The organism is Candidatus Schekmanbacteria bacterium (assembly GCA_016219965.1).
Lineage (GTDB): Bacteria > Schekmanbacteria > GWA2-38-11 > GWA2-38-11 > J061 > JACRJM01.
Genome location: JACRJM010000007.1, coordinates 213,929 through 232,476 on the forward strand (window position 1 = coordinate 213,929; position 18,548 = coordinate 232,476).

Annotated in this window: 18 protein-coding genes; 9 read left to right on the forward strand and 9 right to left on the reverse strand. The window is 41.7% G+C overall.

Annotated elements, in window-relative coordinates; all coding sequences use genetic code 11:
* Nucleotides 1-55: 55 nt before the first annotated feature.
* From HZA77_09470 to HZA77_09485, 4 genes are read left to right on the forward strand one after another with little or no spacing between them, the layout of a single operon-like run.
* Complete coding sequence (locus HZA77_09470; GenBank protein MBI5375653.1) at nucleotides 56-1,105, forward strand: hypothetical protein; 1,050 nt, start codon at nucleotides 56-58, stop codon at nucleotides 1,103-1,105.
* Nucleotides 1,102-1,815, forward strand: a complete 714-nt coding sequence (locus tag HZA77_09475; protein MBI5375654.1) for a PHP domain-containing protein — start codon at nucleotides 1,102-1,104, stop codon at nucleotides 1,813-1,815. The genes HZA77_09470 and HZA77_09475 overlap by 4 nt, the downstream gene beginning before the upstream one ends.
* Nucleotides 1,812-2,645 (forward strand): site-2 protease family protein, encoded by an 834-nt coding sequence (locus tag HZA77_09480; GenBank protein ID MBI5375655.1) that lies wholly within the window; start codon nucleotides 1,812-1,814, stop codon nucleotides 2,643-2,645. Before HZA77_09475 ends, HZA77_09480 begins: the two co-directional genes overlap by 4 nt.
* A 3-nt stretch (nucleotides 2,646-2,648) precedes the next feature.
* A complete protein-coding gene (locus HZA77_09485) occupies nucleotides 2,649-3,323 on the forward strand; it encodes a rhomboid family intramembrane serine protease (GenBank protein MBI5375656.1) in 675 nt (224 codons plus the stop codon).
* Nucleotides 3,324-3,347: 24 nt separating this feature from the next.
* Here HZA77_09485 and HZA77_09490 read toward each other — a convergent pair whose 3' ends face one another.
* Nucleotides 3,348-4,028, reverse strand: a complete 681-nt coding sequence (locus HZA77_09490; GenBank protein ID MBI5375657.1) for a hypothetical protein — start codon at nucleotides 4,026-4,028, stop codon at nucleotides 3,348-3,350.
* 135 nt (nucleotides 4,029-4,163) lie between these two features.
* On the opposite strand from HZA77_09490, the gene HZA77_09495 reads away from it, so the two are divergent.
* The gene (locus tag HZA77_09495; protein MBI5375658.1) at nucleotides 4,164-5,156 is read left to right on the forward strand and encodes a flippase-like domain-containing protein; all 993 of its coding nucleotides are present in this window, start codon (nucleotides 4,164-4,166) and stop codon (nucleotides 5,154-5,156) included.
* On the opposite strand, the gene HZA77_09500 is transcribed toward HZA77_09495, so the two are convergent.
* Together HZA77_09500 and pgeF are read right to left on the reverse strand one after the other, a co-directional pair.
* Entirely contained in the window at nucleotides 5,153-6,628 is a 1,476-nt protein-coding gene (locus HZA77_09500; GenBank protein MBI5375659.1) for a radical SAM protein, read from the reverse strand. The two genes, HZA77_09495 and HZA77_09500, sit on opposite strands and share 4 nt — an antisense overlap.
* Nucleotides 6,629-6,700: 72 nt before the next feature.
* Nucleotides 6,701-7,372 (reverse strand): peptidoglycan editing factor PgeF, encoded by a 672-nt coding sequence (pgeF, locus tag HZA77_09505; protein ID MBI5375660.1) that lies wholly within the window; start codon nucleotides 7,370-7,372, stop codon nucleotides 6,701-6,703.
* Between the two features lie 126 nt (nucleotides 7,373-7,498).
* On the opposite strand from pgeF, the gene HZA77_09510 reads away from it, so the two are divergent.
* The 3 genes from HZA77_09510 to HZA77_09520 all read left to right on the forward strand — a co-directional run bounded on the left by HZA77_09510 (nucleotide 7,499) and on the right by HZA77_09520 (nucleotide 10,880).
* Nucleotides 7,499-7,966, forward strand: coding sequence for a cyclic nucleotide-binding domain-containing protein (locus HZA77_09510; protein ID MBI5375661.1), 468 nt, complete (start codon nucleotides 7,499-7,501; stop codon nucleotides 7,964-7,966).
* Nucleotides 7,959-9,053 (forward strand): AI-2E family transporter, encoded by a 1,095-nt coding sequence (locus tag HZA77_09515; protein MBI5375662.1) that lies wholly within the window; start codon nucleotides 7,959-7,961, stop codon nucleotides 9,051-9,053. The genes HZA77_09510 and HZA77_09515 overlap by 8 nt, the downstream gene beginning before the upstream one ends.
* 657 nt (nucleotides 9,054-9,710) lie before the next feature.
* Entirely contained in the window at nucleotides 9,711-10,880 is a 1,170-nt protein-coding gene (locus tag HZA77_09520) for a tetratricopeptide repeat protein (protein MBI5375663.1), read from the forward strand.
* Between the two features lie 138 nt (nucleotides 10,881-11,018).
* Here HZA77_09520 and HZA77_09525 read toward each other — a convergent pair whose 3' ends face one another.
* The 6 genes from HZA77_09525 to HZA77_09550 all read right to left on the reverse strand — a co-directional run bounded on the left by HZA77_09525 (nucleotide 11,019) and on the right by HZA77_09550 (nucleotide 17,482).
* Nucleotides 11,019-12,425, reverse strand: coding sequence for a sigma-54-dependent Fis family transcriptional regulator (locus tag HZA77_09525; protein MBI5375664.1), 1,407 nt, complete (start codon nucleotides 12,423-12,425; stop codon nucleotides 11,019-11,021).
* Nucleotides 12,422-13,519 carry a PAS domain-containing protein gene (locus HZA77_09530; GenBank protein MBI5375665.1) on the reverse strand — a complete coding sequence of 366 codons (1,098 nt, stop codon included), beginning with the start codon at nucleotides 13,517-13,519 and terminating at the stop codon, nucleotides 12,422-12,424. The genes HZA77_09525 and HZA77_09530 overlap by 4 nt, the downstream gene beginning before the upstream one ends.
* A gap of 11 nt (nucleotides 13,520-13,530) precedes the next feature.
* Nucleotides 13,531-14,913, reverse strand: a complete 1,383-nt coding sequence (locus HZA77_09535; GenBank protein MBI5375666.1) for a class II fructose-bisphosphate aldolase — start codon at nucleotides 14,911-14,913, stop codon at nucleotides 13,531-13,533.
* A gap of 44 nt (nucleotides 14,914-14,957) precedes the next feature.
* The gene (locus HZA77_09540; GenBank protein ID MBI5375667.1) at nucleotides 14,958-16,511 is read right to left on the reverse strand and encodes a DegQ family serine endoprotease; all 1,554 of its coding nucleotides are present in this window, start codon (nucleotides 16,509-16,511) and stop codon (nucleotides 14,958-14,960) included.
* Nucleotides 16,512-16,587: 76 nt separating this feature from the next.
* Nucleotides 16,588-16,980: an OsmC family protein gene (locus HZA77_09545; GenBank protein ID MBI5375668.1), complete on the reverse strand. Its 393-nt coding sequence runs from the start codon at nucleotides 16,978-16,980 to the stop codon at nucleotides 16,588-16,590.
* 25 nt (nucleotides 16,981-17,005) lie between these two features.
* Nucleotides 17,006-17,482 carry a ferritin family protein gene (locus HZA77_09550; GenBank protein MBI5375669.1) on the reverse strand — a complete coding sequence of 159 codons (477 nt, stop codon included), beginning with the start codon at nucleotides 17,480-17,482 and terminating at the stop codon, nucleotides 17,006-17,008.
* Nucleotides 17,483-17,684: 202 nt separating this feature from the next.
* On the opposite strand from HZA77_09550, the gene HZA77_09555 reads away from it, so the two are divergent.
* Nucleotides 17,685-18,521 (forward strand): universal stress protein, encoded by an 837-nt coding sequence (locus HZA77_09555; GenBank protein ID MBI5375670.1) that lies wholly within the window; start codon nucleotides 17,685-17,687, stop codon nucleotides 18,519-18,521.
* The last annotated feature ends 27 nt before the right edge of the window (nucleotides 18,522-18,548 follow it).

Genomic DNA, 18,548 nt, shown 5'->3' on the forward strand with positions numbered 1-18,548 from the left:
TCTGTTCTATATATCTCTACTTGTAATCCTACATAGATTTTTTGATAATAGCAATATGACGAAGAAAAAAAGAGTTATTACTAATAATTTCATAAATTCTAAGGTCAGCAAGGACCCTATATGGGAAATGGCAATGGCTTTTCAGGTGAGCAAAGCCCTTTTCCTGGCAAATAACCTTGATATATTCACGATTCTTTCCCGGAAACCGGACACCGCTGAAGCAACCGCAAAAAAGCTGAAACTTCAATCCAGACCTGTAGAGAGGCTTTTAAACGCCATGTCAGCTTTCGGGCTGCTGAAGAAAAAAGACGGGAAATATTATAATACCGATATGTCTGAGACTTTTCTGGTCAAGGGAAGGCCTGAGTACTTCGGGAATTATCTCAATGCCATCAACGAGGTTTACCGCGCGTGGTCGGATTATGAAAAAGTCGTAGAAAACAACAGTTCAATCCCTCTTTTTCGCAAAGATTATGCGGAAGGACAGGAGGTCATTCACAGGATGATGCTCGCACAGGAGGGATTCAGCTTCAGGCAGGCCGCCTATCTTCCGGAAGTATACGATTTTTCCGGGCACAGACTTCTTCTCGATGTCGGCGGAGGCACAGGAATCTTTTCTGTAATGGCAGTTAATGCTAACCCGAATCTCATGTCCATTATATTTGATGTGCCTCCCGTATGTGCCGTTGCCCGCGAACGGATAAAACTTTACAAGGCAGAGAAAAAGATCAAAATCATGGAAGGTAATTTCATCACAGACAATCTGCCGCAGGGTGCGGATGCGGCGTTACTCTCAACAATCCTTGATGCCTATGATGATAATGATTGCAGACATCTCATAAAAAAGGTATTTGATAGTTTAAAGCCAGGGGGCACCATTATCGCAAATGAGATGATGCTCAATAAAGAAGGGACTGGCCCGCTTTTTCCTGCGATTTTTTCCCTTGAACTCATGATTGAAAGAAACCGCGGCAACTCGAGAAAAATCGATGAAATAAAAGGGTGGATGAAAGACGCAGGATTTACGAAAATAAAATGCAGACCGCTTTGGCTAAAAGGAGAGACTTATCTTAACTGCTGGATTGTAACCGGAAAGAAACGATGAAAGAAAAATATGCTCTAGACCTTCATGTTCATACAAGTAATTTCAGCCTCTGTAGCAGGCTTTCCCCACATGCGCTTGTTGCAAGGGCGATGGAACTCCAACTTGACGGTATAGTCATTACCGAACATGGCAAGGTATGGTCAGGAACTCAGATTGAAGACCTTAAAGAAAGCACCGGAGCCGATGATCTGTTAATACTTTCAGGACAGGAAATACGCGCCATTAGCAATAAAGGAACGGAAGGGGATGTTCTCGTTTATGGAGTTGATGAAAACCTTCCAGAGTATTTGTCCATAGAAGAGCTCCTTGCGATAGTGGAAAGCTCCGGAGGAGCTGCCGTTGCGGCCCACCCCAGAAGAAATATACTAAGCTTCGGGGAAGAGATATTTAATTATTCTTTTGACGGCATAGAGTCTTTAAACTCAAACTATGGATATAATGACATCATGTTGTCTCTAAATGACATGAAGAGGTTAGACTGTGCATTCACCGGCGGAAGCGATGCGCACACTGTGTCCAGAGTAGGCAATTATCTTACTTTTTTTGAGCAAGCCGTAGAAAGCATTGCAGACATCGTGTCAGCTATCAGGAACAAAAAATGCAGGCCTGCTTGCGGTATCATGAATGAAAGGGAAATGAAGGAACTTCTTCAGAAAAATAACATTGAAATGTTCTTACAGAATGACAACCTAAGGGAATGCACCGGGTGACCAAGGGAAGATTACTTCATATATCTCTTTTCATTGCCACTGTATGTACTACCCTGTTCATGGGCTCATATTTTGAGGGGGGAGATCCGCTCAAACATTTTAATGATATACTAAGAGGCATCCCTTATTCATTCACGCTTCTTACCATACTGGGCGCCCATGAGTACGGTCATTACAGGATGTGCAGGCGCTACGGAGTTCCGGCAACCCTTCCATACTTCATTCCTGCACCGCCGCCGTTTATTCTGGGTACATTTGGCGCCGTAATAAAAATCAAGGCGCGTCTTCCTGACAGGAACGCACTCTTTGACGTCGGCTGCGCAGGCCCGCTTTCAGGGATTGCCGTAGCAATACCTGCCTGCATATACGGGATAGCGACTTCAGATATAACTCCACTAACCGGCAAGGAAGGAATAATATTAGGCGACTCACTCCTCTTTTCACTGATAAGCTTCATGATAAAGGGACCTATACCGCAGGGGCATGACCTTGTTTTGAATTCCGTGGCATTCGCCGGCTGGTTCGGATTTCTTGTGACAGCTTTTAACCTCCTCCCCATAGGACAGCTTGACGGGGGGCATATACTTTATTCTGTCATAGGCAACAAAGCCGAACAATACAGCAGGCTTCTCGTCTTTGTCCTTATACCAATGGGTTTTTTCTGGCCCGGATGGTTCTTCTGGGCAATATTGCTCTTTATAATGGGTTTTAAACATCCGCCCACAATATATGATTTTGTACCACTTGACTCAAAAAGGAGGCTTCTAAGCTTTCTCATACTTATAATATTCGTACTCACCTTCATCCCCGTGCCTATTGAGGTTAAATAGAGATTGCTTATCCCTATTAAAGACGACAATCCCACAACGACATTCCCTTTCATTACTATTCTTTTAATCGCTGCAAATGCGGCAGTTTTCTTTTATCAGATGTCGCTCGGAAAATATGTGGAAGTATTCATATTCAAAGCAGCCCTCATCCCTCATGAATTTACTTTATCATTGAAGCCAAGCCTGTTCTACGGCCTTCCTTTAATAAAGAAATTCATAGCATCCATGTTTCTCCACGGTGGGTTTGTGCACATCAGCGGCAACATGCTTTTCCTCTGGATATTCGGAAACAACGTGGAAGACACACTGGGACATATGCGGTTTCTTTTATTCTATCTTCTCTGCGGAATCATAGCCTCGTCGGTACACATATTCATGAACCCGAGCTCTACAGTCCCCATTATAGGAGCGAGCGGCGCTATAGCAGGGGTCCTTGGCGCATATTTTCTTCTCTTCCCGCGCGCAAGGGTCTGGGTGCTTTTTTTCTTCATCATCTTCATCAGGCTTATCCCTGTGCCTGCCGTGATCGTCCTCGGCATGTGGTTTATACTACAGATTTTAAGCGCACCGGCAGGAGGCGATGTAGCATGGTATGCACATATTGGAGGCTTCATAACAGGGATGACGCTGATAATGGCATTCCAGAGAAGTAAAAGAAAGTACCGGAGATTTCTTTAAAAAAGATAATACCAAAAACGGTCGCTAATTAAGAAACGTCACAACTCCGGCAATAACAGCAATAGCACCTAAACCCATTCCCGTATATTGGGCAGCTCGTTTTCGTCCCTCCCATGTATCTGTACCATGGAATGGGAATTCAGTTGAAAAATCCTCATCATTGACTTTTATGGAAGAAAGCTGGATTGTTGCCATATGCTCTTCATTTAAACGGTATGGGAAAATTATATAAATATCTTTGGGACCTTCACCGGTTATATTTATTTTTGATTTGGCAAGAATATCTCTGTCTACAACCTCATCTACACCTTGAATGGGCGAACTTTCTTTCTCTTCATACTCTGCAAGCACAAGTGCCTTGATCCCGGCAGGGTCTATCTGGACAACATCATCATTCTTTTTCTCAACCACCAGCTTGAAGATTGTGTATTTCTCGCTCTTTAAAGTCTTCAGTTTCTGCGAAGCCGCTTTCGATGAGCCGGCAATCTTCGCTATATCATCTCTCAAATCTGCAATGTTTGACTTGTAAAGCTTAAATGCCACTGAGCCCTTTTTTACGGTTTCAAAGGCTTCAGTTGCCTGCCTTACATCCTGTTTTACAGGCGCAAGAGTCCTGTACTGGTAGCGGGGTGCACAGGCAAATAATATACATGCCGCCAGACAGTTGATTGAAATAGTTAAAAAAACTCTTTTAGAACCGAACATATTCCTGTTATTATTTTAAATGCCGGAGTGCGATTCTATTTATAGAATACATTGTTCAAGGTCAAGATATATTGATATAACGTTATATTAATAAACGAGCAGGCATTAAATCCTGTTTTTTTTATTGGGAGATATATGAGCAGGGAAAGAAGATTCAGAAAACGTTTCACCATTTCCATGATAATGTCTGCCGGCGTGTTTGCAGTGCTCAGCATATACAGTGACCTTCCGGAGCTAAAAAAATCGTTTCTTTCTTTCTCATGGAGATATCTTCCTCTTGTCACTGTCCTTGTATTTCTTAATTACGTCATACGTTTCTTTAAATGGGACCATTATTTAAAACTTCTCAACATAAAGCTCTCACGCAGTGAGAGCTTTTCCATATTCATGAGCGGAATGATTATGACCGTGACTCCGGGCAAATTCGGAGAAGTGTTGAAATCCTATCTTCTGAAAAAGATAAACCACACTTCCATATCAAAATCATCCCCCATAATCCTGGCAGAAAGGATAACCGACCTCCTTGCATTTTGTCTGCTAGCAGGCATAGGAAGCTATTCCCTCCACAAAGGCGAAAAGGTCATAACAGCAGGGCTTGTCGTGATAGGCCTGATAATTTTCATCATCGGAAGAAAGCCTACCTTTATAGCCATACTGAATTTCTTCAAGCGAATCCCTTTCGTTGCAAAACATTCCTCAAAGCTGGAAAGAGCATACGATAGTGCCGCGAATCTTCTGGCTTTGAAAAATATTCTTTTCCCCACAATAATCAGCATACCTTCATGGTTTTCCGAGTGCCTTGCATTTTATTTCATCCTTAGCGGGCTTGGCTGTGAAGTGACGCTTTTCAAGGCAACATTCATTTACTGCATATCAACAATAATCGGGGCATTGAGCATGCTGCCGGGAGGCCTGGGCGCCATGGAAACAAGCATGACAGGGATGCTTATTCTCGCAGGGGTAAAAAAATCATCAGCAGTGGCTGGAACAATCCTCATAAGGTGTTTCACATTGTGGTTTGCCGTAATTACAGGAGCATTCTTCTTCTATCTGAACCACAAACGATTCGGAGACATCGACGACGCAATAGAGGAAAGTTCAAAATCTGAAACAGCAGAACAGGGTTAAGAACGGGAAGATTCTTTTTTCGTAAAAAAAGACCTGAAGAAAATAAAGAACATCTCTCTGAACATTATCTCGCCCCACGTAGAATATACAAATGGTCCTGTAAACACATAAAGCATTTTGCTTAATTTCACCCATTTTTTCCTGATCACAAGGTCAAAGAGCGGACGCAGAAACGGAAATTTGTTATATGCAGGAGTAATGTTGCGTATAGTCTCGGAGAAATCCTTATTCTTTATATTAATGATAGACGAGCCGTGGGTAGAGCTTTTCCCTTCCCTTATGTTTTCCATTATTTCTTCATCTATGTAACCATTCTTAATCCCGAATTCACATGCCTCGGTTTCAGGATAGGGATAAAATATTGATGCATTTACTCCGTCACATCTGCTTTGTTTCAGGAAATTCAGTGTATCCTGCATATGGGAAATATCTTCTCCCACCATGCCATAGATGACATTCATGAAAAGTTTAATGCCGCTTCCTCTTATCATATTCACTGTTTCAAGGATCTTTTCTCTCGACACATTCTTCTTCATTATTTTGTTTCTCACATAGTCATTCCCTGAATCGAGCCCATAGATTACACACTCGCAGGATGCTTCTTTCATTATCTTAACAACCTCCGGGGTAAGAGTTGACGGATGAACCTGGCAGAGAAATGGAACATTTACCTTTCTTTTGTATTCCTCGCAGAATTCCCCTACCCATTTGCTGTTAAGGGTAAAGATGTCGTCGGCAAAAAAAACTTTTCTTACCTTGTACTTCTTCTTGAAATAGACAAGCTCCTCCATGACATTCGCAATGCTCCTCCGGCGAAGGTGCTTTTCATCTATGCCATAGATTCTCTCCATCTGGTTGTTAAAGCAGAACGTGCACCTGTAAGGGCATCCCCTTCCTGTTATGACAGTGAGTATTCCTGCAAATGTATGATGGTAAAAAAGATCTCTGTCAGGAAATGGAATCGGGTCAAGGTCGGCGATTAAAGGCCTTAAGGGGTTCTTTATAATGACGCCGTCTTTTTTTAGCCATAAATTACGGACATTTGAAATGTCTTCCTTTCTCGCCATCCTGTCTATAAGCTCGGGGACTCCTTCTTCACCTTCCCCTATATAGACCATATCAATGTCGGGGTGCTTCAATACATGTTCGGGAACGCTGGTCGGGTGAATACCTCCCGCGATGACAGGGATATCAAAATGCTTTTTGACAAGAGACGATGTCTCCTTGACATAGGAATAAAGAGGAGTGACGCAGGAAAAGGCAAAGAGGTCAGGGTTTATCTCTTTTATTTTTGAGATTAACTTCCCTTCCTTCTTTTTTCCCTTGAGGGCTTTGATGTCATAAAAGCCCATGTAGCTGTCAAAACCAGTATCAAAGATAAGGCTGACCTCATGGCCAGCTTTCTTCAAAATGCTCGAAAGATACTGGATTCCGAGGTTTTCCTGTTCTTTGTAGAAAAAAAGTATTTTCATAAGGGCTTTCTTTATCGCCTTTGATATATAAAGCTTGATTTGAACTTACTTTATTGCTCTCCTATTTTCAAGTTAAAGCATGAGAATCGCTGACATCCTGCCGGCACTCTTTCCGTCTCTTCTGTAAGAATAAAAAAGTTCTTCATCACAGAAAGTACAATAATCTAAAACATCAATATTGCTCCGGCTTATTCCTTCCCTTTGAAGCTCTAAGGCAACGGCATCTCTAAGTGAAACAAAAAACTTCTCATTCCTTTTTTCAACTACATCCAATCGCCCATCAAACTCCTGCTTAAACTTCAAAGCTACATCTTCGCCCACCTCATAACAACAACTCCCGATAGATGGACCTACGGCAGCGAAAAGTTCAGATGCCTTGGCTCCTGAGATTTCCACTATCTTCCTGATTGTCTTCCCTGCAATGTTCTGTACAGTACCTTTCCACCCTGAATGGATGACTGCTCCAACGCGGTTCAATCTATCTGTAACAATTACAGGAACACAATCGGCCGTCAATATTCCTATTGGGATTTTAGGCTCTCTGGTTATAACTGCATCTGCATCTTCTTTGGCGGTGTTTTGACCATCTGCAATAATTATCCTGTCCCCATGAACCTGTTTTGGGAACACTATATTACCAATGCCTGTTCCTGTCGTATCTCCATTCCGGGTTGAGAAACAGTGAAATGCCGGGCAGTTTTTTTCTAAAAGTTTCGATTTTATTAGCAGCGGCTTATTATTCATGCTATTAACATATCAGAGATAGTTTAAAGCTATCAACAAATTTAAATTGAAAAAGAAAGTCTGTTGCATTTAATATTGTTTATATAAAAATATTATTATGTTTTAGCAAATTGGGAACAGCTGAATATGGGAATGACAAAATATCTTGCCTCGCTTCCGTTATTTGAAGGGCTCTCAAAAAGGGAACTTCGGGAAATAGAAGCAATAATTCATCAGCGGAACTTTAAGGATATGGAAGTCATATCGCAGGCTGGTGAACTTCCTCTTGCAATCTATGTCATAAAAAAGGGGCAGGTGAATCTTGTTATTGGAAAACCCGGAGAAGTGGGGGACATCATCGAAACGCTCGTAAGCGGTGATGTTGTAGGCGAGATATGCCTCTTTGACGATGAGCCCAGATTCACTTCAATCATATCTATAGGCGATACCGAGACCTATGGGATGTTCAAGTACGATATAGAAGAACTTATGAGAAGAAACGAAAAGCTCGGTTTTAAAATAGTAAGAAATATCGGGAAAAAACTTGCAAGCAGAGTCAGGAAGCTTAGCCATCTTGTTTATGAAAGAACAGGAGGTTCAGGAGCTGATGAATGACAGACTTATAGTCCCAATAAAATATCCTCAAAAATTCCTCCTTCGTGATTTAAGCCTTATAATTGCTTTTTTTATCTTAGTAATCACGGGGATCTATTATTTAAGAAAGCCTCTGATACCATTTTTCGTGGCATCAGTTTTTTCTTACATAGTTCTTCCGCTCGTTGACGGCATTGAAAGGCTGGGGATAAACCGTATTATCGCAACTGCATTAGTCTTTGCAATACTGGGAAGTATTATCATAGGCTCGATGCTAAATTTCGGACCACTTCTTCTAAACCAGATAGAAGACATAAAGATCAAACTGCCTGACTATAAAGTTGAGCTCCAGCAGGAAGAAAAGAAAATAGAGGACAGGGTGCAAAGCCTTCAATACTACATCCAGCGGCAACTTCCATTCCTTGGGAACCTTCATTTGCTTGAAAACGTAATACCTACAGTTTTATCATATCTCAGCAGTTCCATTATGGATCTGCCGGCAGTTTCTACAATGTTTGGGCTGATTTCCATTATAGTTTTTGTGCCATTCATATCTTTCTTTCTTGTCCTTGAGAGCAGATCAATCAAAAAATATCTGATAAGCCTTGTGCCTAACCGCTATTTCGAGGTCTCTGTCAACTTCCTCTACAGAATAAACAAACAGACAGAGGCATATCTTGGAGGCGTAATAACAGAAGCAATAATTGTAGGGATTCTTTCAGCCATAGGACTCTATGTCTTAGGGATAAATTATTTTCTCTTCATAGCCTTTATTGCAGCCATCTTCAATGTGGTACCTTATTTAGGCCCTCTTTCAGGAGCATTGCTTGCAATCGTCATCACGCTGCTTGACAAAGGCTCATTCTCTACTGCACTCAGGGTCATAGCTCTTTTTATATTAATAAGGCTCATAGATGATCTTATCGTAATACCTACTGTAATGTCGCGCACAGTAAAGACGCATCCCGTAACGGTCCTTCTTGTCATACTTATAGGGGAATATCTTCTCGGTATAGTAGGAATGGTAATTGCCGTTCCGTTCTTCCAGGTATTAAAGCTTATTGTAAAAGAGATACAGGGGATAGTAAACAGATACGCTTTAGCTTAAATGGAAAGATATTTTGATCTTCTATGGTAAGAAATTTTCTAAAATATTTCGTGAACAAATCCAATGGACATGCCTGCTTCAAATTTCAAGACCTATAGCAAAATACTCCCTCTAATTATAATAGCTGCATCATTTTTTGCATACGCCAATACGTTAACTAATGACTTTGTATTTGATGATGTTATTAATATAACCGGCAACAAATGGATAACAGATACGAAATACCTTAAAGAGATATTTACTAATAATGTAGCCGGCTTTAATAGCAGATATAGTACGAGCTACTACCGGCCAGCAATGCATGTCATACAAATTGGAATCTACTATTTCTTCAAATTAACTCACTGGGCATGGCATTTAATCAATATTTTTTTTCATGCAGCGGTATCACTTATTTTATACTTCATTTGCATCAAATTATTCTCTAAACAAGAATTTTCTTGTGAATTTCCCTGCCGTTATCTCTCATTTATAGCTTCTTTAACATTCTCATTGCATCCAATCCACACTGAGGCGGTTGCCTGGACGTCAGGACTGCCGGACATATCATGCTCACTATTTTTTTTATTATCCTTTTACCTGTACATAAACTCCTGTGAAAAAAGAAATCTCTTTAATCTGAGCTACATACTATCAATAACAGCTTATTTTATTGCCATGCTTTGCAAGGAACCGGCAATTACCTTACTGATTCTAATAATCGCATACGACTATTCTCAAACATTAAAATTTAAAAAAATATTTTCAGATATAAATAAATATATGCCGTATTTTATATTAGCTCTTCTTTATCTTGCATTAAGATATAATGCCTTAGGAGGATTTGCTCCTTCAAAACAATATTCCAAACTAACCAATTATGAGCTGGTAATAAATGCATTTGCATTATTTCAGGAATTCCTGACAAAGTTAATTATTCCCATAAATTTAAACGTATTTCACGATTTCAAGCCACTAAATTCAATATTTAGCACCTCGGGAATAATTTCATTTGCAGCCATTACAGCTTTTATTATTGCCATTTATTTTGCACGAAAAAATAAAATCTTATTTCTCAGCCTCATCATGATACTGGTTCCACTATTGCCTGCGCTTTATATACCCGGAATCGGGAAAAATCCATTTGCGGAAAGATACCTTTATCTTCCATCAGCCGGATTCGCAATTCTAATATCTTTATTAATTGGTTACTCATTTAGTAAAAAACATTATGTTAATATTTTAAATGTCTTATTACTGGTAGTAGCTCTTACTTTTTTTGGAGGGACTTTCAGCAGAAATTATGTATGGAAAAGTGACTTAACCCTCTGGACAGATACGGTCAAAAAATCTCCTTATAATGCCTGGGTGCATGAATATTATGGATATGCACTGTATGTGAATGGACAAGTTGACGAGGCTGTAAAAGAGTACCATGATTCAATAAAAACAGACAATAGCATTCCTGATGCTCATATCAATCTTGGAGTTGCATACTTCACCAAAGGATTAATTGATGAAGCAATTAAAGAATTTCTAAAGACTATTGAAATAAAGCCTGATTTTGTCGAAGCCCATGATTATTTAGGTAGAGCTTATGAACAAAAGGGATTGACAGAAAAAGCCTTTATTGAATACAAAAAATCAATTGAAATAGATAATAATTATTCTGAAGGACACTATCAGGTTGGAAGAATATATTTTATAAACAGAGATCCTGAACGGGCTCTGAATGAATTTAATATAGCTTTAAAAATAAACCCTCTTAATAAATTATATCAGGATACAGTGAATGAATTAATGCAAGTCTATCCGGCAATAGCTGAGAAAAATCCTTTTCCTGAATAACTTACCCTACTGTAACAGAATCAGCGTGATTCTTCATATGAGATGATTCGCGCCATCTCCATTTTTCCCAGGTATTAAAGCTGATTGTAAAAGAGATACAGGGAATAGTGCACCGCTACGCCCTGGCGTGAAATAATTTTATTCCTTCTCCTCAAGTTTCTTGCGCAATGTGTTCCTGCTTATGCCGAGGATTTCTGCTGCTTTGCTCTGGTTAAGGCCTGTCTTTGTCATTACTGCCTGAATAAGGGATGATTCAAAGCGTTCAGTAAGCTTCATAAAGACATCATTATTCCCCTCTTCAACGAACTGTAAAGCAACTTCCCTGACAGCATCTTCAAAAGATACCACTCCCCCGGCCCCCTCTTTTACTTCAACCGCCAAGTCAACATCTTCTTCGCTTAAAAACTCGCTTCTTTTAAGGAGCATACCGCGCAGTATGACATTCTCAAGTTCCCTCACATTGCCGGGCCAGGAATTTCTCATAAGCACTTTCATGGCACCGTCAGTGATATGTCTTGTAGCAAGGTCCATCTCTTCCCTGAATTTATTTACAAAGTGGTTTGCAAGGATCGGGATATCCTCTTTTCTCTCGCGCAGAGGAGGTATAAGTATGGGAAAAATATTCAGCCTGTAGTAAAGGTCATCCCTGAATCTCTTGCTTGCAACTTCCTCTTTAAGGTCCTTGTTCGTAGCAGTAATGATGCGTACATCTATGCGCCGTGCCCTGCTTTCCCCGACCGTCTCTATCTCCTTTTCCTGAAGGGCGCGAAGAAGTTTCCCCTGCAACGAATACTCAAGCTCCCCAATCTCATCGAGGAATATGGTGCCTCCTTCAGCGCTCTGAAATTTTCCGGGACTTGTACCATAAGCACCGCTGAAAGAGCCTCTCTTATGACCGAAGAGCTCGCTTTCTAGGATTCCCGATGGTATTGCTGCGCAGTTCACTTTGATAAAAGGTTTCCCAACACGGGAGCTGTAATAATGTATGGACTTTGCAACAAGCTCCTTCCCAGTTCCGCTCTCACCAAGAAGAAGCACAGTGGTGTCGCTTGCCGCGACCCTTCCAATGGTTTTGAAAAGCTCGCGCATCTTAGCGCTTTTCCCGACAATAAGATTCTCTTTGGAGTCACCAACGATCTCAGTTCTGAGTTCCTCCACCCGTTCCTTAAGATCAAGAAGTTTCATGACCTTTTCAATAAGGAACTTCACCTCTTCGATATCAAAGGGTTTTGAAAGATAATCATATGCGCCTTTTTTCATCGCCTCGATTGTGTTTTCCATGCTGTCCTGAGCGGTCATTAATATGAAATAACAGTCAGGCCTTATTGCAAGACCCTTCTCAAGGACTTCAAAACCTGAATATCCGGGCATATTGAGGTCTAAGAATGCGATATGGCAGGGATACTCCTCAAGGATGCCAATCGCCTCTTTCCCGGAGTTTGCGATATGTACTGCATAGCCTTCTCTCTCACAGAACTTTCTCATTATCTTTGTGAGATTCTTCTCGTCGTCAGCTATCAGTATAGTTGGGATCTTCGGAGTCATATCTTTATCTTTTTATAGGGGAGTATCACTCTGAAAAGTGCGCCGCCGTCCGGCTTGTTTTCAGCCTCGATAAATCCATTGTGCTCTGTTATTATTTTAAGTGAAATTGCAAGTCCCAACCCTGTCCCCTCCTTCTTTGTTGTAAAAAAAGGAGTAAACAATTTCTCTTTCAGGTCATCATCTATACCGGAGCCATTGTCTGTTACCTCCACGCCGATATAGCCGTAGTCTTCCCTGTTCTGCGTAGCCAGCACAGGTCTGCGGATGTATCTTGTGCGCACATTGATGATCCCGCCGGAATTTTGTGACTGAACTGCATTTTTAATTATATTCTGAAAAACCTGTATAAGCTCATCAAAATTCCCAGAAATCTCAGGAAGACTCGGATCATATTCCTTGGTAAGGGTAGCACTCTCCGCTGCACGGTCAAGGGATATTATTTTTATTACATGGTCAAGCACAGCATGGATGTTTATATTTTCAAGTTGTTTTTCCTTTTTTGATAGAAGAAGCGAAAGCTCTTTTGTGAGATCATTGAGCCTTGTGACTTCGGAAAGGATTATTTCAAGAAATTCCTCTGAATCCCCTTTTATGTCATTGTCACGCATCAACATCTGCGCAGCCCCCTTTATTGAACCGAGAGGATTTCTTACCTCATGGATTATCCAGTGAGAGAGCGACTCAATGTTCTTGATTCTCTCTATATTATCTTCCCTTGATTCTATCTCCCGTGTCACGGAGTTGTCTTTTATAAGAAGAACAAGGGAAAGCCCGGGAACGCCTGCGGAGGGAGATACAGGAGATGACGAGACCTCGACAGGGAGAACGGGTTTTCCCCTCCTGTAAAAAAACGAGCGCGTGTTGGAACAGACCTCCCCCTTTGAGAGGGACGTGTCTATGATCTTTATTATATCAGGACTTGTAGAGAAAAGTTCCCTGTAGGGGAGCGACTTCAATATGGCTGACGAAGTTCCCGCTATTTCCTCAAAAAGATTGTTTGCAGAGAAAATTTTCCCATCAGTTCCTATCAGAGCCACTGCAATCGGAAGCAGCGATATGAACCGTTCAATATTTCCAGCAGGATTTTCATTCATTCCTGAACGGGTTATACGGGCCGGTTTGTTTTAACTGGTACCGGTTTAACTGACTCATTCACAATGCCAGTTGTATTCACGGAATTGAGCTTTTTGAAAATAAGATCAAACTTGGATTCAAGCTCACCCAATATTTTCGCCTTTGTATCCTGAGACAGGTCCCATATCTCTTTCTTATACTGGCCGAACCCCTTTTTCCTTGTCTTATAGATGAACTGTTCTTCCGTCTCAGAATCCTTCTTTTCAGAGATAAACTTTTCCTTGATAGCAGCATATATCTTCTGCTTCAGTTCAGACGGGAAATACCTGCTGTCGTAAATCATGTTCTGGAATGCAGTGGCAAGGTGCACCTCGACCGCTTCCCTCTGGGGAAAATGACCGAAAGCCTCTTCGGGCAGAGTTGAAGCCCCATGCTGAACAGCGCCGCCAAGTTTGAATTCTGCCTGCGATATCTTTGAAAGGTTCCCAAGCGTCTCAAGGTCAAGCTTTACTTCTGCAATGCGTCCGTCCGGAAGCGGAATCCCTCCGTGGCTTGTCCCTGTCTGGACACTTATCTTTATGATCCCTGCAAGGTCTTTCCCGTATTTTGGAAGGCATCTGTAATAGCCTTTAAGATATGCCCGCAGTTCTTCCGGCGTGCTGTTCTTTTTTCCGACCTCTCCAATCTCTCCGCCTACCGCTACTGTGATACCTTTCGGTTCAAGGCTTCTTATATAACCTGTAAGCTCTGCTGCGATTTCGTAGTTTAACTCCTGCTGTTCATCTATAGTTGCTTTTGACAGGTCAACAAGTGTGGAAGAATCTATATCAATGTTATAGAATCCGGCTTCAATTGAATCCTTGATGAGTTTCTTAAGCCCTGATATCTCCGCACCCCTGTCCTTTGCAAATTTCGAAGCATTGACCTGATAATGGTCGCCAAGTATGAACACCGGGCCTTTTACATTTTCCTTAATGGCTGCCGCAAGCACACAGGCTGAATATTCTGAGGGCTCCTGAAAGGTATATCCTATCTCGCTCTTTGCTATCTCGAAGAGGAATGCTCCAGTGTTGTTTGCCCGGCCGGTTTTAAAGATTGACCTTGCAACATCGTAGGTGAGAACCCTTATGTTTATTGCAGGTGTCGTAATACCGGAGTATTTCCCAGCCGCTCTTGCCGCATAAAGCCCCTGTATGGAGGAGGGATATATGCCAACTGACTGTGCTGCCTCACGTATTATCCATTTAGAAAGCTTCACAGCGTTCTCGTCAGGGTTGAACACAGCGTTATAAATCAGCAGATCAACGCCGCTTTCACGAAGCGTTTTCTCATCAGTTACCCTGAGTTCGCTCCCCTCAAGGTTTATGAATGGTTTTATCTCATTTTTAAGTTCATTCAGGGACACTACTTTCATACATCCCTCCGCAAATGTTAAGGTTTCTTGATTTTGGTTATTTACTATTCCACCCCTATAGTCACGTAATGCGTCATCCCATTGCTTTGTACAAGAAAAAGTATTCCTTCCGGAAGTTTCGCCTTCGACATCGCATCTGCGAAGTCTTTAGTGTCCTTTATCTCTTTCTTGTTAATTTCCTTTATTACATCGCCGCGCCTCAATCCTGCCTGCTCCGCAGGGCTTCCCTGTGCCACCTGGGATATGACAACGCCTTTTGTATCAGGAAGGTCAAGCTCCCTTGCTATATCAGGAGTGATCGCCTCAACTGCTATCCCGATCTTCTCCTCAGCATCTTCGCGGGATGCACTTTTCTTCATCTGCCCCATATCCTCCGGGAATTCTCCAAGCGTAACACTTACATTCTTCTCACTGCCATCCCTTATGATTGTGAGGCTCACTGTTTTGCCGGGTCTCATAGTGGCAATCTTTATTGGAAGGTCCTTCTCGCTTTTTACTGATTCACCATCCACCTTGACTATGACATCCCCTCTTTTTATGCCTGCTTTTTCTGCTGGTCCTCCGGCTGTTACGTCACCAACCAATGCACCGTCTTTTGTCTTAAGCCCGAACTGTTTCATTATGTTTTCATCAATACCCTGTATTGCAACACCGATCCACCCTCTGGTAACCTTCCCCTTATCCTTGAGCTGGACAAGGATGTTCTTGGCGAGGTTTACAGGAATTGAAAAACCTATACCGATATTTCCCGGAGTCCCCTGCGAATATATCATGGAATTTATGCCTACCACATTCCCCCGCAAATCTATAAGCGGTCCTCCGCTGTTCCCCGGATTAATCGGAGCATCTGTCTGTATGAAATCATCATAAGGGCCTGCTCCAATGGTACGGCGGTCTTTCCCGCTTACTATCCCTGCTGTCACGGTTTGATCAAGGCCGAAAGGATTTCCTATGGCTATAACCCAGTCGCCTGTTCTCAGCTTGTCAGAATCACCAAGCTTGATCACAGGGAGGCTTCCGCTGTCTTTTATCTTTATTAAGGCAATATCAGTCTTGGGGTCAGTACCGATCACCTCGGCTTTATATTCTTTTCCGGTTGCGAGCTTTACGGTTATGGTGTCAGCTTTATCAACCACATGATTGTTTGTGACTATGTAACCTTCGCTGCTGATTATAAAACCAGAGCCCTGTCCCTGCTGCCTGTATTCGCGGGGCATGTCCGGCATAAAGTGCCTGAAAAAATCATCTCCGCCGGGAAAATCACCAAAAGGATTTTGTCCGCCAAATGGGGACATCCCCCTTCCACCGCCTGTTTTTATTTTCCTGTCGGTTTTAATGTTCACTACAGCGTCTTTTACCTTATCCACAACATCAGCAAAAGACGGATATCCCTGAACTGATGGTGCAACATTGGCAGGCGCCGAAGGCTTATTGTTTTCTCCTTCAATCCAGAACTGGTCGCCTGTTGAGGCTGATTTCAATCCCAGCATTGACGTAAAGTTGAATTTGTCTGTTTTAAACTTTTGTCCGGCTGAAAAATAAATCACCGCTACTGCAGCCACAAAAAGTACAACCACTAATTTTTTTCTAAACGACATTTTCACTCCTCCTTCGGATAGCCCCCTCATTGGATTATTAATCGAATCATTAATCCGTCAACCGGCAATATCTCTTTTATTTTTTTGGTTTTATACTGAGTTTTATATCAGGTAAAGTATGCAATGTATTGTGAATCAGACAGTGCCCGGCAGTTTTAAGTATCGCCTTTTCTCTTTCTTTATAATCCTCATCAGGCATTGTCATTTCAATTTCTATTTTATCTATCCTTTCTTGCTCATCTGAGACTGACCAGTTTACATCTAAAGAAAGTCCCTTGCAGTTTATCCCTTTGGCATTGCAGTAAGACGTCACGTACACACCGATGCATGTCCCGAGCGAAGCGGCAAAAATCTCAGGAGGCGTAGGCCCCTCGTTCTTCCCCCCTTTTTGTTCCGGCAGATCCACTACAAATTCATGGTCCCGTGTCTTTACAGCGAATTGTTTCTCACCGTTATAAATAATTTTCATAGCGTTTCTCCTATGAATGGGAACATCAGCTTTTAATCTCGCTCAGTTTCTTTTCAAGATTCTTCAGGTGCTCTTTCTCAAAGGATATGAACTGGGTGCAGAAATCCCTTGTTTCCTTATCATAAGATATTGAGTTAAGCGCTTCATAAAACTTCACAGCGCTTTCCTCAAGCTTTATACCCAATGAAATCGCATCTTTTTCAGTCATTGCCCTTTTAAGGAACTCTTCTTTGGAAGGAAGTGTCAATCCCGGGAATTTCTCAGACTTAAAACCTGATATATCCCACTCTTCTCCGGAAATCCTTTCAATCTGCTGCTTAATAAGATTCTGGTGAATCTCTTCTTCTTTTGCGAAGTCTTTGAAAATCTTTTTTACGCTTTCGCTGGATGAGACATCTGACGCCCACCTGAAAAATTCCCATGCATACTTTTCAGCCTGAATAGCCCTGACAAGCTCCTCTATCATTTGTTCACTTTGCATTTGTTCACTTCGCTCTGTCACAAAAGACCCTCCCGCAGTAAATAACACTCTCCACAGTAAGTTCAGAGACATTCGCTCATTAAGCATTTCTAATAAGCATTTCCAATGTCTTCGAGCTTTAATGAAGTATATAATATATCAAACAAAAAAAACTTTACAATGAATATCTCAATGAGTATTGATTAGCAGATAGAAGTATATATTGTTCACTTAAGGAGACTCTATGTTTAAAAATATCCTGATACCTCTTGATAATTCTTCCTACAGCACGACTTCCCGCAAATTTGCACTCTGGTTCGCATCGAAGTTTTCATCAAGGCTTTATGGACAGCATGTTATTGATCTCATAACCCTTGAAGGACCTTTCTTGCATGACCTATCAGGCTCAATGGGATTCGAGCCATATCTTAACCTTTCCATAAAAATGAAAGAGGTTCTCGAATCAAGGGGGAAAGAGATTCTAAATGATTTTAAAGATGAATGTGATAAATCGAATGTGGCATCTGAAAGCTACCTTGACACGGGTATTATCTCTAACGAAATATGCAACAGGGCAAAAATGGCAGACCTTGTCGTGCTTGCCCAGAAGGGGATAAATGCCATGTTCGAAAGGGGGATGCTTGGCTCTATCACAGAAACAGTAGTAAGGAAATGCCCGAAGCCTGTGCTTCTTACTCCGGGAGAATTCAGAGATATAAGAAAAGCTCTCCTTTGCTATGATGGAAGCAACTATGCTGGTCAGGCGATGCAGACAGCAGCCGAGTTCGCTTCACAGACAGGGATTTCGCTTACCATATTAAATGCAGGGAAAGATAAAGAAGAGGGAATGAGAACCCTTAATGAGGCAAAGAAATATTTTGAATCATATAGTATAAATTCTGAGTTTGTCTTTGTAGAAGGACACGCAAATGAAGCAATCGTCGATTATTCGAAGAAAAACGGCATAGACCTCATATTCATGGGAGCATACGGCCATAGCAGGATAATAGAGATGGTCATAGGAAGCACCACAGAATATGTATTGCGCAATACAGATTGTGCTGTCCTCGTAAGGAGATAACGAGAGAAACGAGAAGGAGGGAAGAGA

Excerpts from the sequence above, each read along its gene's own strand:
- HZA77_09470 (MBI5375653.1), top strand. The coding sequence starts at position 56 with ATGACGAAGAAAAAAAGAGTTATTACTAATAATTTCATAAATTCTAAG.
- HZA77_09475 (MBI5375654.1), top strand. The coding sequence starts at position 1,102 with ATGAAAGAAAAATATGCTCTAGACCTTCATGTTCATACAAGTAATTTC.
- HZA77_09490 (MBI5375657.1), bottom strand. The coding sequence starts at position 4,028 with ATGTTCGGTTCTAAAAGAGTTTTTTTAACTATTTCAATCAACTGTCTG.
- HZA77_09495 (MBI5375658.1), top strand. The coding sequence starts at position 4,164 with ATGAGCAGGGAAAGAAGATTCAGAAAACGTTTCACCATTTCCATGATA.
- HZA77_09500 (MBI5375659.1), bottom strand. The coding sequence starts at position 6,628 with ATGAAAATACTTTTTTTCTACAAAGAACAGGAAAACCTCGGAATCCAG.
- pgeF (MBI5375660.1), bottom strand. The coding sequence starts at position 7,372 with ATGAATAATAAGCCGCTGCTAATAAAATCGAAACTTTTAGAAAAAAAC.
- HZA77_09510 (MBI5375661.1), top strand. The coding sequence starts at position 7,499 with ATGGGAATGACAAAATATCTTGCCTCGCTTCCGTTATTTGAAGGGCTC.
- HZA77_09515 (MBI5375662.1), top strand. The coding sequence starts at position 7,959 with ATGAATGACAGACTTATAGTCCCAATAAAATATCCTCAAAAATTCCTC.
- HZA77_09520 (MBI5375663.1), top strand. The coding sequence starts at position 9,711 with ATGCTTTGCAAGGAACCGGCAATTACCTTACTGATTCTAATAATCGCA.
- HZA77_09525 (MBI5375664.1), bottom strand. The coding sequence starts at position 12,425 with ATGACTCCGAAGATCCCAACTATACTGATAGCTGACGACGAGAAGAAT.
- HZA77_09530 (MBI5375665.1), bottom strand. The coding sequence starts at position 13,519 with ATGAATGAAAATCCTGCTGGAAATATTGAACGGTTCATATCGCTGCTT.
- HZA77_09535 (MBI5375666.1), bottom strand. The coding sequence starts at position 14,913 with ATGAAAGTAGTGTCCCTGAATGAACTTAAAAATGAGATAAAACCATTC.
- HZA77_09540 (MBI5375667.1), bottom strand. The coding sequence starts at position 16,511 with ATGTCGTTTAGAAAAAAATTAGTGGTTGTACTTTTTGTGGCTGCAGTA.
- HZA77_09545 (MBI5375668.1), bottom strand. The coding sequence starts at position 16,980 with ATGAAAATTATTTATAACGGTGAGAAACAATTCGCTGTAAAGACACGG.
- HZA77_09555 (MBI5375670.1), top strand. The coding sequence starts at position 17,685 with ATGTTTAAAAATATCCTGATACCTCTTGATAATTCTTCCTACAGCACG.